General features: G+C 71.5%; 15 protein-coding genes. 6 read left to right on the top strand and 9 right to left on the bottom strand.

Annotated features, from left to right (window positions below; all coding sequences use genetic code 11):
* Nucleotides 1-20 precede the first annotated feature (20 nt).
* From AB4112_RS27110 to AB4112_RS27090, 5 genes are all read right to left on the bottom strand, one after another.
* Complete coding sequence (locus tag AB4112_RS27110) at nucleotides 21-461, bottom strand: hypothetical protein (protein WP_309799291.1); 441 nt, start codon at nucleotides 459-461, stop codon at nucleotides 21-23.
* Entirely contained in the window at nucleotides 458-1072 is a 615-nt protein-coding gene (locus tag AB4112_RS27105) for a hypothetical protein (protein WP_309799293.1), read from the bottom strand. The genes AB4112_RS27110 and AB4112_RS27105 overlap by 4 nt, the downstream gene beginning before the upstream one ends.
* A 95-nt stretch (nucleotides 1073-1167) precedes the next feature.
* Nucleotides 1168-3639, bottom strand: a complete 2472-nt coding sequence (locus AB4112_RS27100; RefSeq protein ID WP_309799296.1) for a ligase-associated DNA damage response DEXH box helicase — start codon at nucleotides 3637-3639, stop codon at nucleotides 1168-1170.
* Nucleotides 3640-3759: 120 nt separating this feature from the next.
* Nucleotides 3760-5022: an arsenic transporter gene (locus AB4112_RS27095; protein ID WP_441724137.1), complete on the bottom strand. Its 1263-nt coding sequence runs from the start codon at nucleotides 5020-5022 to the stop codon at nucleotides 3760-3762.
* Nucleotides 5023-5190: 168 nt separating this feature from the next.
* Complete coding sequence (locus AB4112_RS27090; protein WP_309799299.1) at nucleotides 5191-5865, bottom strand: hypothetical protein; 675 nt, start codon at nucleotides 5863-5865, stop codon at nucleotides 5191-5193.
* On the opposite strand from AB4112_RS27090, the gene AB4112_RS27085 reads away from it, so the two are divergent.
* Nucleotides 5864-6127 carry a hypothetical protein gene (locus AB4112_RS27085; protein ID WP_309799301.1) on the top strand — a complete coding sequence of 88 codons (264 nt, stop codon included), beginning with the start codon at nucleotides 5864-5866 and terminating at the stop codon, nucleotides 6125-6127. The genes AB4112_RS27090 and AB4112_RS27085 overlap by 2 nt on opposite strands.
* A gap of 69 nt (nucleotides 6128-6196) precedes the next feature.
* On the top strand, nucleotides 6197-6961 hold the full coding sequence (locus AB4112_RS27080; protein ID WP_309799303.1) for a 5'-methylthioadenosine/adenosylhomocysteine nucleosidase: 765 nt from the start codon (nucleotides 6197-6199) through the stop codon (nucleotides 6959-6961).
* 7 nt (nucleotides 6962-6968) lie between these two features.
* Here the strand turns inward: AB4112_RS27080 and AB4112_RS27075 are convergent, their stop codons facing one another.
* Complete coding sequence (locus AB4112_RS27075) at nucleotides 6969-7517, bottom strand: hypothetical protein (protein ID WP_441724134.1); 549 nt, start codon at nucleotides 7515-7517, stop codon at nucleotides 6969-6971.
* A gap of 248 nt (nucleotides 7518-7765) precedes the next feature.
* Here AB4112_RS27075 and AB4112_RS27070 point away from each other — a divergent pair, with 248 nt between their 5' ends.
* Nucleotides 7766-8248, top strand: a complete 483-nt coding sequence (locus AB4112_RS27070) for a YybH family protein (protein ID WP_441724132.1) — start codon at nucleotides 7766-7768, stop codon at nucleotides 8246-8248.
* Nucleotides 8249-8285: 37 nt separating this feature from the next.
* Here AB4112_RS27070 and AB4112_RS27065 read toward each other — a convergent pair whose 3' ends face one another.
* Nucleotides 8286-8747 (bottom strand): DUF4126 domain-containing protein, encoded by a 462-nt coding sequence (locus AB4112_RS27065; protein ID WP_309799309.1) that lies wholly within the window; start codon nucleotides 8745-8747, stop codon nucleotides 8286-8288.
* Between the two features lie 187 nt (nucleotides 8748-8934).
* Here AB4112_RS27065 and AB4112_RS27060 point away from each other — a divergent pair, with 187 nt between their 5' ends.
* Nucleotides 8935-9534 (top strand): flavin reductase family protein, encoded by a 600-nt coding sequence (locus tag AB4112_RS27060; RefSeq protein WP_309799310.1) that lies wholly within the window; start codon nucleotides 8935-8937, stop codon nucleotides 9532-9534.
* A gap of 186 nt (nucleotides 9535-9720) precedes the next feature.
* Here AB4112_RS27060 and AB4112_RS27055 read toward each other — a convergent pair whose 3' ends face one another.
* The gene (locus AB4112_RS27055) at nucleotides 9721-10989 is read right to left on the bottom strand and encodes an adenosylmethionine--8-amino-7-oxononanoate transaminase (protein ID WP_309799312.1); all 1269 of its coding nucleotides are present in this window, start codon (nucleotides 10987-10989) and stop codon (nucleotides 9721-9723) included.
* Entirely contained in the window at nucleotides 10979-12025 is a 1047-nt protein-coding gene (bioB, locus tag AB4112_RS27050) for a biotin synthase BioB (protein ID WP_441724130.1), read from the bottom strand. The genes AB4112_RS27055 and bioB overlap by 11 nt, the downstream gene beginning before the upstream one ends.
* Nucleotides 12026-12142: 117 nt before the next feature.
* On the opposite strand from bioB, the gene AB4112_RS27045 reads away from it, so the two are divergent.
* Nucleotides 12143-13297 (top strand): aminotransferase class I/II-fold pyridoxal phosphate-dependent enzyme, encoded by a 1155-nt coding sequence (locus tag AB4112_RS27045; protein WP_441724128.1) that lies wholly within the window; start codon nucleotides 12143-12145, stop codon nucleotides 13295-13297.
* Nucleotides 13294-13977 carry a dethiobiotin synthase gene (bioD, locus tag AB4112_RS27040; protein WP_441724126.1) on the top strand — a complete coding sequence of 228 codons (684 nt, stop codon included), beginning with the start codon at nucleotides 13294-13296 and terminating at the stop codon, nucleotides 13975-13977. The genes AB4112_RS27045 and bioD overlap by 4 nt, the downstream gene beginning before the upstream one ends.
* The last annotated feature ends 16 nt before the right edge of the window (nucleotides 13978-13993 follow it).

Below are 13993 nucleotides of genomic sequence, written 5' to 3'. Positions count from 1 at the left end.
TTGTTCGACTTCCGTTCTGATCAGGGCTTCGGCGCCGCCTTGTCCAGGATCCGCCGGGTGGCGGCGGCGCTGCGCTGGCCCAGTCCCAGCAGCCCGAACGACAGCACGACGAAAAGGCCCAGGAACACCCACAGCGCGACGGCGATGTTGGGGTAAAGCGGATCGGCCGTGGCCGTGCGGATCATCAGCAGGGCGTTGCCCAGCACGAACAGGACGAACAGGATCACGCTGAGATTGACCACCGCGGTCGGCCAGCTCACCAGCTTGCGGTATTCGACCCGGCATTCCAGCAGCGCCCGTTTCTCGGCTTCACTGCCGGCGAAGCGGTTCAGATCGCTCTTCTTCTCCAGCGCCATCAGGTCGCGCAGCCACTGGCTGAGCTGGATGTAGAAGAAGCTGCCGAGCAGGCCGGCGAGGGTCAGCATCAGGCTGACCATGGTCAGCGGGTTCAGCGGACTCACGGCTTGGTCTCCTCGGGCAGGGCGTCCAGCAGGGCCAGGATGGTCTCGGCGGTGATCGAGAACCAGGTCAGGGTGGGGGAGGAGGGCCGCTTGGTCGGCGGCGCCGGGCGGTCGCCGCCGGTGACGGCGGACGCCACGGCGTCATACAGCACCACCAGCTCGTCATAGGCGCCGCGCGACAGGCTGAGGTCGAAGCGCTGGATCTGTGCCCGGCCGACCGCGGCGGCCTCGCGGGACATGGTCTCGGCCCGCTGCAGCGCCTGGCGCAGCTCGGCCCGGGCGGCGGCGCGCCACTGGGCGCTGCGGCGGGCGCGCAGCAGCCGGGCCAGGTACTGCGCTCGCGGCAGCCCCAGCTGGAACCGGGCGTAGATGCGGGCCGCGTCCGGCTGCTCGTCGCTGTGCAGGGCCTCGTAGCAGCGGGCGATCCAGTCCTCGGCCTGCTGGCCCTGGCTTTCGAACCGCTTCTCGCCCAGCACCCAGGCGCTGACCAGGTCGACGCACAGCGCCTCGTAGCCGGCCTTGATCCGGGCGCGTGCCTCGGGCGAGGCATCGATCTCCAGCGCCGCCTTGGCCCGCGCGAGCCGATCCCGCCTGTCCGCATCCTCTGCCATCGATCGCCCCCCGAATCTGGCTGCCGGGGTGGATCGTAGCGAATTCAGCGGGATGGGGCAGGGGGGCCAGAATTCGGTCGGTCCTGCTGCGCCGCTCACCCCCGCCGCCGGCGCCCTTCGGCCTTCTGCGGCGTGGCTTCGGCGATCATCTCGGCGGCGGTCTCCTCCAGCATCGCGTCGATGGCGCCGGCGGCGACGCTGACGCGGCCGATCTCGAGCAGCACCGGGACGGCCAGCGGCGAGACCCGGTCCAGCGCGCGGTGGGTCAGCTTGCGCCGGGCGCGCTTCAGCGACAGTGCCACGCGAGCGACGTCGACCAGGCCGCGGGCCGCATCCGCCCTTGTGGCCCGCAGCAGCACATGGTCGGGCTGGTGCCGGCGCAGCACGTCGTAGATCAGGTCGGCGCTGACCGTGACCTGGCGCCCGGTTTTCTTCTCGCCGGGCGACCGCCGCTCGATCAGCCCGGCGATGATGGCGACGTTGCGGAAGGTGCGGCGCAGCAGGCTGGAATCGCCCATCCAGGCCTCCAGGTCGTCGCCCAGCATGTCCTCGCTGAACAGCGGCGCCGGGTCGGTCACCGGATGCAGGCTCCAGGTCGCCAGCACATAGTCGGTGGCGACAAAGCCGATCGGCCCCAGCCCGGCCCGCTCCATCCGCTTGGTCAGCAGCATGCCCAGGGTCTGGTGCGCCTGCCGCCCCTCGAAGCAATAGGCCACCATGTAGTGCCGGCCGCCGCGCGGGAAGGTCTCGACCATCAGCTCGCCCGGGCCCGGCAGGCCGGAGCGGTGGCGCTGCAGCTCCAGCCATTCGCGCACATCGTCGGGCAGCCCGGCCCAATGGGCGGGGGTCGACAGCAGGCGGCGCACCCGGTCGGCCAGATGGGTGGTCAGCGGCATGCGGCCGCCGGCGAAGGCCGGCACCTTGGGTTCGCCGCTGGCGGCGCGGCTGGCGATCACCGACATCTCGCGGATGCCCTCGAAGCGCAGCAGCTGGCCGGCGAACATGAAGGTGTCGCCCGGCACCAGGCCTTGGGCGAAATACTCCTCGACCTCGCCCAGCACCTTGCCGAAGCCGCCGCCGAGCCGGACCTTCAGCGTCTCCTCCTCGACGATGGTGCCGACATTCATGCGGTACTGCCGCGCCACCACCGGGCTGGCCACGCGCCAGCGGCCGTCGGCGTCGCGCTTAAGCCGATGGAAGCGGTCATAGACCTGCAGCGCGTAGCCGCCGTGGGCGACGAAATCGAGCACGTCGTCGAAGTCGCGCCGGGTCAGCGCGGCATAGGGCGCCGCCCGCCGCACCTCGGCATACATCTCCTTCGCGTCGAAGGGGGCGGAGCAGGCGCAGCCCAGCAGGTGCTGCGCCAGCGTGTCCAGCGTGCCGGGGGCGGGCGGGTCGCCGTCCAGCGTCATCGCCTCGACCGCGTCGGCGGCGGCCTGGCACTCCAGCACCTCGAAGCGGTTGGCCGGCACCAGCAGCGCCACCGAGGGCTCGTCGAAGCGGTGGTTGGAGCGGCCGATGCGCTGCAGCAGGCGGCTGGCGCCCTTGGGCGCGCCGATCTGGATCACCAGGTCGACCGCCGCCCAGTCGATGCCGAGGTCGAGCGAGGAGGTGGCGACCACGGCGCGCAACTCACCCCGCGCCATCGCCGCCTCGACCTTGCGCCGCTGCTCCGCCGCCAGGCTGCCATGGTGCAGCGCGATCGGCAGCACGTCGTCATTGACCCGCCACAGCGCCTGGAACACCAGCTCGGCCTGCGCCCGGGTGTTGACGAACAGCAGGGTGGTGCCGGCCTTGCGGATGCGGTCGTACAGGTCGGCCACGGCATAGGTGCCCATGTGGCCGGACCAGGGCAGCGGCGCCTCGGCCTCCAGGATCTCGACGATCGGCTTGATCCCGGGCGGGCCCTGGACGGTGCGCACCAGCGCCGGATCGGCATGGCCGCTGGGCGACAGCCAGGCGACCAGCGCGTCGGGATGGGCGACGGTGGCCGACAGCCCGACCCGCCGCGCCGTCGGCGCATGGAAGGCGAGGCGGGCGAGGCCCAGCGCCAGCAGGTCGCCGCGCTTGGTGCCGGCCAAAGCGTGCAGCTCGTCGATGATGACGCAGCGCACGCCGCCGAAGATGCGGTCGGCGTCGCCATAGGACAGCATCAGCGCCAGGCTTTCCGGCGTGGTCATCAGGATCTGCGGCGCGTGGCGGCGCTGGCGCTCGCGCTTGGCCTGCGGCGTGTCGCCGGTGCGGGTCTCGGCCCGGATCGGCAGCCGCATCTCGGCGATCGGCTGCTCCAGGTTGCGGTGGATGTCGACCGCCAGGGCCTTGAGCGGCGAGATGTAGAGGGTGTGCAGCCCCTCGCGCGGCCGCTCCGCCAGCTCGGTCAGCGAGGGCAGGAAGCCGGACAGGGTCTTGCCGCCGCCGGTCGGGGCGATCAGCAGCGCGTGCACGCCGTCGCGCGCCGCCTGCAGCATCGCCAGCTGGTGCAGGTGCGGCGTCCAGCCCTTGTGCCGGAACCAGCCTTCGAAGGCCGCCGGCAGCAGCGGTTCGGCGGTCTCCGCCAGCGCGCTCATGATCCCTTGTCCCGACAAACGCCGTCACGGCCGTCGCCGTCACCGCACCAGATCAGCCCATCGCCGGGCGGCAGCGCAAGTGTTTAGTGTTTGTTCTCGTCAAGCCGGTGTCCGGGGCGGTCACCACGGCAGCAGGAACCCGGCGAGGGCCAGCAGCAGGGCGGGCGGCATGACGATGCAGCCGAGGCGCAGGAACTGCAGGGCGCCGACCTCGATGCCCTCGCGGCGCAGGGCGACCAGCCACAGGATGGTGGCCAGAGACCCGGTGACCGACAGGTTGGGGCCGAGGTCGACGCCGATCAGGGCGGCGCCGGCCAGCTGCGGCGGCACCGGTGCCTGGGCGAGGGTGGATTGCACGATCAGCCCGGCCGGCAGGTTGTTCATCAGGTTGGTCGCCACCGCCACGATCACGCCGACGCCCCAGGACGTGCCGTCGATGGAGCGGAAAGCGGCCTCCTGCAGGGTGCCGGCCAGCAGGTGGACCACGCCGGTGCGGTCCAGCCCCTCGACCAGCACGAACAGGCCGGCGACCAGCGGCAGCACCTCCCAGGAGATGCTGCGCATCAGCCGCCACGGCGCGGCGCGGCGGTGCAGCAGCACGATGGCGGTGGTGGCCAGGCCGGCCAGCGCGGTCGGCAGGCCGAGATCCAGCCCGAAGCCGGAGGCCAGCAGCAGCACCACGGCGGTGGCGCCGAGGCCCCAGGCGGCGATGTGGCCGCCCGGCGGCAGGGCCGGCACCACGATGTCGGTTGCGATCGGCGCGCGCAGCGCCTTGGCCTGGGTCAGCCGCAGCGCCACGAAGGTGGCGCCGATCGCCAGCACCGACGGCAGGGTGAACCAGGACAGCCAGGTCAGCAGCGGCGGCATCTGGCTGCCGAACACCACGAGGTTGGCCGGGTTGGAGATCGGCAGCACGAAGCTGGCGGCGTTGGCAATGAAGGCGCAGATGAACAGGTAGGGCAGGGGCGGCGCCCCGGCCGCCCGCGCCACGGCATAGACCGCGGGCGTCAGCACCACCGCGGTGGCGTCGTTCGACAGGAACACGGTGACGACGATGCCGACGACATAGGTCAGCCCGAACAGCCGGCTGGCCGACCCGCGGGCCTGGCGGGCGGCGATCGCCGCGGCCCAGTCGAACAGCCCTTCGATCCGGGCCAGCTCGGCCAGCAGCATCATGCCGATCAGGAACAGGTAGACGTCGGCGCCCTTGCCGATGGCCATCAGCGCATCGCTGCCGGACAGCAGGCCGAACCCGACCAGGGCCGCGGCGCCCGCCACCGCCCAGATCGCCTCCGGCAGGCGCCAGGGCCGTGCGATCACGCCGATGGTGGCCAGCGCCGCGATTCCCCAGGTGGCGGCGGCGCTGTCGGTCAGGATGCTCATCGGGGGCTTCGGCCTCTGTTCCCACGGCGATCGGGCGCCGAGGCTTCGGGGCCCCGGCCCAAGGCCATGTCCGCACAATTCGTTCGGCGGCCGTCGGGTTCCCACGCGACCGTCGTTGCAGAATTGCCAGCGATGCAGGGGCGGCGTCCAGCCTTTGTGTCGGGCCGATCAGGCGTTCAGGCGCTCCACCTTGTACAGGCGCCGGTCGACCAGGTTGTAGATCTGGGCATAGAAGCGCCAGGTGCCGCCGCGCCTGACTCCGATGATCGTCGCGAGATTGCCGGGTTCGCCGTAGGAGGTTTGGCCGGGGCGGGATTCGCGATCGAAGAAATGGGCCATCGGGCCCAGCGATCCCGCGTCGCGCATGGCCTGGTAGTCCGCGGCGTCCGGCTGGCGGCCCTGGGGCGGGCGGATATGCGACACGATCAGGCCGCCACCCTGCGACGCGGTGCCGATCGAGAAGGTGCAGCCCGACAGCTGGGAGGTGAAGGCGATGTCGGGGCCTTCGGTGCCGGAGAGCAGGGTGTGGCGGTTGGCCATCCGGGTGGTGTCCTCGGCCATCGGCACGTACCAGACCTCGGCGACGTCGGGCCCCAGCGCGGCGTTGCTGTTGGCGGGCAGCTGGGCGAACTGGATGGAGGGGCGGTCCTTCTGCTTGGACCGCAGGCCCGCGATGCCGGTCTGGAAGCCGCGGAACGCCGCGCGCCCTTCGGTGCGCAGCTGGAATTTCGCCCGCTTTTCCTGAAGCTGCGTCAGATCGGGCGCCCGGCCGGCAATGGCCACCGCGTAGTGGCGCAGGAAGGCCTCGGGGTCGGCGCGCAATTCGTCCAGGACGGTCGCCATGGTCATCGATCCGGTGCTCACTCTCACGAAAGCCAGTTCCGGATGCATTTTACGGCAAAAGCTCCACAAAAGTGTTTCATCGCCCGATCATCGCGTTACGCCTGCAATGTTGGGCCGACCGTGCTTGGGGGTCGTCAGCCAGAGCGGCGGGCAAGGCAGCCATGCCCGGCGCCTCTATGTCGCCCCGGTGTGGTTCGGCTTGCTGATCGTGGCCTATCGCCTGATCGGCCCGCGCGCCCGGCCGGCTCTCGGCCTGTCCTGACCGTCGCATCCCCTTGGCGCCTGTCCCCGCCCCAGGCATAAGGGCGGGGACGTGGCGCGGAGGGATGCGATGGGCGGCAACGGACCGATCGGGTTGATGGCGGCGATCCCGCAGGAGCTGGCGGCGCATGCCGATCTGGTGATCCGGCAGGAGCGCGAGATCGCCGGTTGCCGCTTCCGCATCGGCCGGCTCGGCGGCAAGGATCTGGTGGCGGTCGAGGCCGGCATCGGCAAGAGCCATGCGGCCATGGTCGCGACCCTGCTGCTGCAGGAGTTCAAATGCCGGGCGCTCTTGTTCTCCGGCGTCGCCGGCGGGCTCGACCCCGATCTCGGCATCGGCGATGTGGTGGTGGCCGACCGGCTGGTGATGCATGATTACGGCGCCCTGGTCGGTGGCCGGCTGAAGCCCTACCAGCCCGGTGTCCCGCCGCTGCCCGGTTTCCCCGAGGACATCGGCTACATCCTGCCGCCCGACCTGATGTCGAAGATCAAGGACGCACTGGAAGGCGTTGATATCGGTGGATTCAGTGCCGCGGCGACCGGCGGCGAGCCGCATCGCTCCCGACTGATCTTCGGCACCATCCTGACCGGGGACAGCTTCGTCAACGACCCCGTGGCGCGCGAGCGGCTGCATCTCGGCTTCGGCGGCGTGGCGGTGGAGATGGAGGGCGCGGCGGTGGCGGCGGTGGCCCAGCGCTTCGGCGCCCCGGCGGTGGTGGTGCGGGCGCTCAGCGACCTCGCCGGCGGTGACAGCCACATGGACTTCCCTGCCTTCCTCGACGCCGCCGCCGGCATCGCCGCCCGCGTGGTCGGACGCATCGTCACGGTGCTGTAGCGGTCCCTCACAGATTCACCAGCCGCTGCGTCAGGCCCTGCACCAGGCTGGTGAAGCCCGGGTCGGCGGGCCCCGCAGCCTGGTCGAGATAGCCGGTGGCCGCGGATTGCGCCCTGCCGTCGATGCAGGTGGCGGCCCGGACCACGATCGGGCGCCGCGCCGCCTCGGTGGCCACCGGCCGGCCGTTGCACAGCGCCTCCGGCAGCAGCCCCGCCGCCGGGTTGAAGGCAAGGGCGACAAAGGGCTTCGGCCCCGCGCCGTGGCCGGCGGCCGGGACGAAGCGGGTGGCGAAGGTCTCGCTCATGATCCGCGTCACCGCGGCGGTGAAGTCCGGCATGGTGACGCCCCGGGCCGCGAACGGGTCGCCCTGCACCGCGGTGGCCACGCCGGCCCCGTCCACGGTGTTGGTGAAGGGCAGCAGCGAGACCGGGTCGATCTCATCGGGCACCACGCGCGGCAACGCGAACGCCGACAGGGCGGTGCCGGCCAAAGCGAGGGCGGCCAGCGGCAGCAGGCGGAACCAGGGGAAGCGGGCGAGAGACATGATCTTGTCCATGGGTTGGCGTCGTGAACCGACAGACCGTTGACCCCGCGGGCACCCCGGCTATTCCGCGGCCCTGCATGAAGCTTTTGTCATCTCCGGCACGGCAATGCCGAACCGCCGCCCTGATGCGGATTTTCCGCCCATGCCTAACCGGGTTGGAGGTTATAGTGCCGGACGGCCGGGCAAGGCCATGGCGGACGACCGTCCCGGAGCCGGTCCCGACCCCTCGGCAAGAAACGCGAATTGCGAGGAGGAGCCTGATGAAGACCATCCTGCCTTCCAAGACTTTGGCCGTCGCCACCCTGGCGCTCTGCGCGGCGCTGTCCCCCGGCGCCTGGGCCGGCACGCCGGAGGAGGACCTGGCCGCGGCCAGGCCGGTGATCGACGCGGCCAACGCCGACTGGATCCCGGCGCTGGAGGCGCAGGACGCCCGCCGCGCCGTCGCCCCCTTCGCTGATGACGCCATGTTCATCCTCGGCGACGGCAAGACCATTGCCGGCCGGGCGGCGATCGAGGCCTTCATCGCGGAGCGTTTCGCGCCCGGCAGCAAGGTCACCGGCGGCACCATCCAGCAGGACGGCATCCAGTCGATCCGCGACGGGCTGATCTACGAATGGGGCCATGGCGGCACCACGAGGGTCGACGCCAAGGGCGAGACCCACAGCTCCTCCGGCCCCTATCTGACGGTGTGGCGCCGCAACCCGTCCGGCCAATGGCAGATCGTGCGCAACCTGACCTTCTGAGCGGGGACAGGGGCCGGGCGACCTCCGGCCCCTCGGCCTACACCGACGCGACGATCCAGAGCGCACCGCCGACGGCGATCGCATCCTCCAGCAGGGCGATCGGCAGGTCCCGGCCCGCCGCCGCGGCCAGCCGCATCCGGGCCTGATAGCCGGCCAGGGTGCCGATCACGGCGCCGATGGCGCCCGCCGCCGCGCCGCCGATCAGCATGCTGCCGGGCTCGCCCAAGGCGGCGCCGCACAGCGCCCCGACGATGATCCGGAAGGCGAAGGGCCCTGGCGCCTTGCGGCTGCCGGTCCGCGGCAGCTGGTCGGCGACCAGCTCCGCGATCGCGGCCAGGGTGAGGATGTAGGGCGTGGCGGTGTAGCCCAGGAACTCCAACCAGGTGCCACCCAGCGGCAGCCAGCCGAGATGGGCGGCCCAGGCCACGGCCGCCGGCGCGGTCAGCGCCCGCAGCCCGGCCACGACCCCGATCAGCAGCGCCAGGACAAGGATGGACATCGCTCTCTCCCTCCGAACGGTCGGCCGCGGAGGGCCGCGCCGAATGTCTCGGATGGAGTGTGCAGGGATGTGCGATTCGGCTCCAGCGGAGATAAATCCGTACAGGCAGGGCTGCTTCCCCGCTGCCGTCTTGACCCGGCCGCCTAGGCCGCCCTTCTATCGGGTCTCCCAAGCCGCGAGACGATCCATGGACTACCAACCCAGGCTGCGCGACCACGGGCTGCCGCATGATCCGTTCAAGGCGCTGGTGGTGCCGCGGCCGATCGGGTGGATCAGCACGGTCAGCCCCGCGGGCGTGGTCAATTTGGCGCCCTACAGTTTCTTCAACGCGGTGGCGGACCGGCCGCCGATGGTGATGTTCGCGCCCAGCGGGCCGAAGGATTCGCAACGCAACGCCGAGGTCACCGGTGAATTCGTCGCCAACCTCGCCACCTGGGACCTGCGCGAGCAGATGAACACCACCTCGGCCACCGTCGGCCCCGAGGTGAGCGAAGCCGACCTCGCCGGGCTGGAGATGGTGCCGTCGCGGCTGGTGAAACCGCCCCGGGTGGCGGCGGCCGCCGCGGCGCTGGAATGCCGTTGGGTCAAGTCGGTGCCGCTGACGACGGCGGCGGGCGAGCCGATGCCGGGCGCGATCGTGATCGGCGAGGTGGTGTCGATCCACATCGACGATGCGGTCATCGTCGACGGCCGCATCGACCTCTCCGCCCGGCGCGCGATCTCGCGGCTCGGCTACATGGAGTACGGCGTGCTGGACACCGTCTTCAGCATGCAGCGGCCGCGCTGAGGGTCGGCCTTCCCCCTACCGTCATTGCGAGGAGGCGAAGCCGACGAAGCAATCCATGGTCCCGCACGAGCGGCCCGATGGATTGCTTCGCTGCGCTCGCAATGACGATGTGGGGAAGCCGGAAAGGCTACGCTCACGCCAAAGGCGACGGGAGGGTGAGGGTGGCATGGCCGTGAGTCGGGCGCCTCAGCCCTCGCCCAGCACCGTCGCGATTGCGCCGGTCAGCACCGACAGCTCGTCCAGCGCGATGGTGAAGGCGGGGGTCAGGTAGACGATGTTGCGGAACGGCCGGACCCAGACGCCGGCCGCGACGAAGCGGCGCTTCAGGGCCGCGAGGTCGCGGATCGCTTCCAGCTCGACCACGCCGATGGCCCCGAGCACGCGGACGTCGCGCACGCCGGGCAGGGTGCGGCAGGGTTCCAGCTCGCGCTTCAACTGGGCCTCGATCGCCGCCACCTGCTGCAGCCGCGGCTCGGTCTCGAACAGGTCCAGCGTGGCGTTGGCGGCGGCGCAGCCCAGCGCGGTGCCCATATAGGTCGGGCCGTGCATCAGCGCGTGGCCGGGGTCGTCCGACCAGAAGCCCTCGAACACGCTGGCGGAGGCCACCGTCGCCGCCAGCGGCAGGGTGCCGCCGGTCAGGCCCTTGGACAGGGTCAGGATGTCGGGCACCACCCCGGCCTGCTGGCAGGCGAACATCGAGCCGGTGCGGCCGAAGCCGGTGAAGATCTCGTCGAAGATCAGCAGCACGTCGTGCCGCTCGGCCAGGTCGCGCAGCCGGCGCAGCACCTCCGGCTCGTGGAACAGCATGCCGCCGGCGCCCTGGACCAGCGGCTCGACCAGGATCGCCGCGATCTCGGGACCGCGCCGCTGCAACAGCGCATCCAGCGCCGCCAGACCGGCCGCGTCGCGCGGCAGGTCGGCGATCACATTCTCCGGCAGCAGCCCGCCGAAATGGCTGTGCATGCCCTCCTCGGGGTCGCACACGGCCATGGTGGCGATGGTGTCGCCGTGATAGCCGCCGCGGAAGGCCAGGACCTTCGACCGGCCCCTCAGCCCGCGGTTCAGCCCGTACTGCACCGCCATCTTGATCGCGACCTCGACCGCGACCGAGCCGGATTCGGTGAAGAACACCCGGTCGAGATCGCCGGGCAGCAGCGCAGCGAGGCGCGCGGCCAGGCGGTAGGGCTGCTCATGCGCCAACCCGCCGAACATGACATGGGGCAGGGCCGCGAGCTGCCGCTCCACCGCCTGGCGGATGTGCGGGTGGTTGTAGCCGTGGCAAGCGGTCCACCAGCTGGCGATGCCGTCGATCAGCTCGCGCCCGTCCGCCAGCCGGATGCGCACGCCCTCGGTTGCCACCACCGGCAGCGGCACCGCCGCATGCTTCATCTGGGCGTAGGGCAGCCAGACATGCAGCCAGCCCTGGTCGAGCCAGGCAGGACCCTCAGGCGGCATCGGCGCTGGCGATCTCCGGGCCCGGCTCGGGCACCATGCCCAGCCGGTCGAGCAGCGCCTGGTCGCGGTCCTCGCCCGGGTTCCGGGTGGTTAGCAGCTTGGCGCCGCAGAAGATCGAGTTGGCGCCGGCGACGAAGCACAGCGCCTGCATCTCGTCGGTCATGTCCTCGCGCCCGGCCGACAGCCGCACCTTCGAGGCCGGCATCACGATGCGGGCCACGGCGATGGTGCGGACGAAGTCGATCGGATGCACCCGGTCGCTGCCCGCCAGCGGCGTGCCCTCGACCTGGATCAGCAGGTTGATCGGCACGCTCTCGGGATGCACCGGCAGGCTGGCCAGGCTGTGGATCAGCGAGGCGCGGTCGCCGATCGATTCGCCGAGGCCGACGATGCCGCCGCAGCACACGGCGATGCCGGCGTCGCGGACATGGGACAGGGTGTCCAGCCGGTCCTGGTAGGTCCGGGTGGTGATGATCTCGCCGTAGAACTCCGGCGAGGTGTCGAGGTTGTGGTTGTAGTAGTCGAGGCCGGCCTGCTTCAGCCGCCCGGCCTGGTCCGGGGTCAGCATGCCCAGGGTCATGCAGGTCTCCATGCCCATGGCGCGCACGCCCTCGACCATGGCGCAGACCTTGTCGATGTCGCGGTCCTTGGGCGACCGCCAGGCGGCCCCCATGCAGAAGCGGGTGGCGCCGCCGTCGCGGGCCTCGCGGGCCTCGGCCAGCACGGTCTCCACCTCCATCAGCTTGGAGGCGTCGACGCCGGTCTCGAACTGCGCGCTCTGCGGGCAGTAGGCGCAATCCTCGGGGCAGCCGCCGGTCTTGATCGACAGCAGCCGCGACATCTGGACCTCGGCCGGGTTGAACCGCATGCGGTGCACGGTCTGGGCCTGGAAGATCAGCTCGGGGAAGGGCAGGGCGAACAGGGCGCGGATGTCCGCCACCGTCCAGTTGCTGTGCACCGTCCCCAGCGGGGCCGGGGGGCGCGTGGCGGTGATCGTGGCCGTGGTCGTGATCATCTGGCGGTCCAGGGTCGTCATCGCGCGGACATCTCCCGAGGGGCGCAATTGCGCCCGATGGGACCCGAAGCTACTGTCCCGGCCGGCCACGTCAAGCCATCTCCGCCGTCCGGCATGTGAGCTCTCAAGACCAAACGCATGAAATCTCTCGATGAATTCGCCGCGGGGAAGATCCGCTCCCTGGCCGCGCGCAGCCTGCTGCGCACCCTGCAGCCGACCGAAAGGCTGGATGGACTCTGGATCCTGCGCGGCGGCCGCCGGCTGTTGTCCTTCTGCTGCAACGACTATCTGAACCTCAGCCAGCACCCGGCGGTGAAGGCGGCGGCGCAGGCGGCGGTCGAACGCTACGGCGCCGGGGCGGGCGCCTCGCGACTCGTGACCGGCAACACCCCGCTGCTCGACGAGCTGGAACGCCGGCTGGCGGTGTTGAAGGGGGCCGAGGCGGCCTGCGTCTTCGGCTCCGGCTACCTCGCCAATGCCGGCATCATCCCGACCCTGGTCGGCGAGAACGACCTGATCCTGGTCGACGAGCTGGTGCATTCCTGCATCTGGACCGGGGCGAAGCTGGCCGGGGCGCCGGTCGCCGTGTTCCGCCACAACGACCTCGGCCATCTCGCCGAGCTGCTGCAGGCCCGGCGGCGCAAGCATGAGCGCTGCCTGATCGCCACCGACGGCGTGTTCTCGATGGATGGCGACCTGGCGCCGGTGCACGACCTCGCCGCGCTGGCCGCGGACCACGATGCCTGGCTGCTGACCGACGACGCGCATGGCATCGGCGTGGTCGGCGGCGGCCGCGGCTCCAGCTTCATCGGCGGCCGCAAGGCCGATGTGCCGTTGCAGATGGGCACGCTGTCCAAGGCGGTCGGCAGCTATGGCGGCTATCTCTGCGCCGCGGCGCCGGTGATCGACCTGATCAAGAGCCGCAGCCGTACCCTGGTCTATTCCACCGGCCTGCCCCCGGCCTCGGCCGGGGCGGCGCTGGCGGCGCTGGACCTGATCGAGGGCGATGCCGCGCTGGTCGCCCGGCCGGTGCTCAAGGCCCGGCTGTTCACCGGGCTGATGGGCCTGCCGCCGGCGGAAAGCCCGATCGTGCCGGTGATCATCGGCGACGCGGCGGCGGCGCTGGACGCGGCGAAGCGGCTGGAGGCCGACGGCTTCCTGGTGACCGCGATCCGCCCGCCGACCGTGGCGCCGGGCACCTCGCGGCTGCGCATCACCTTCACCGCCAACCATCCCGAGGCCGAGATCGAGCGCCTGGCCAAGGCATTGAGGGCGCAAGGGCTGGGCCGATGAGCGCGCTGTTCGTCACCGCCACCGGCACCGAGATCGGCAAGACCTTCGTCACCGCCGCCCTGGCCCGGCACCTGCGCGGCCAGGGCCGGGCGGTGCGGGCGCTGAAGCCGGTGGTCAGCGGCTTCGACGACTCGACCAAGGGCGACAGCGACCCGGCGATGCTGCTGCGCGCGCTCGACCGGAAGATCACCGACGCGGCGCTGGCCGAGATCGCGCCCTGGCGCTTCGTCGCCCCCCTGTCGCCGGACATGGCCGCGCGGAGGGAGGGCCGGACAATCGACTTTGCCGCGCTGGTGGCGCAGGGGCGGGCCGCCATCGCTGCGGCCGACGACGACCCGCTGCTGGTCGAGGGCGTCGGCGGCGCCATGGTGCCGCTGACCGGGCGCGAGACCGTGCTGGACTGGATGGCGGCGCTGGGCATCCCGGTGCTGCTGGTCGCCGGCAGCTATCTCGGCACCATCAGCCACACCCTGACCACGCTCGCCGTGCTGCGCGGCGCCGGGCTGGACGTCCGCGCCATCGTGCTCAGCGAGACCCCCGGCAGCACCGTGCCGCTGGAGGAGACCCGGGAGACCATCGCCCGCTTCGCCGGCGACGTCCCGGTCTTCGCCCTGGAGCGGCGGGGGCCGGAGGCCGATCCCGCGGCCATGGCGGCGATCACGGCAGCGGCGCGGATCTGACCGAGAGGGAACCGAT

It is taken from the genome of Inquilinus sp. 2KB_23 (assembly GCF_052115705.1).
Lineage (GTDB): Bacteria > Pseudomonadota > Alphaproteobacteria > DSM-16000 > Inquilinaceae > Inquilinus > Inquilinus ginsengisoli_A.
Note: the sequence above shows the minus strand (reverse complement) of the source record. Positions and strands in the feature narration are given on the sequence as shown.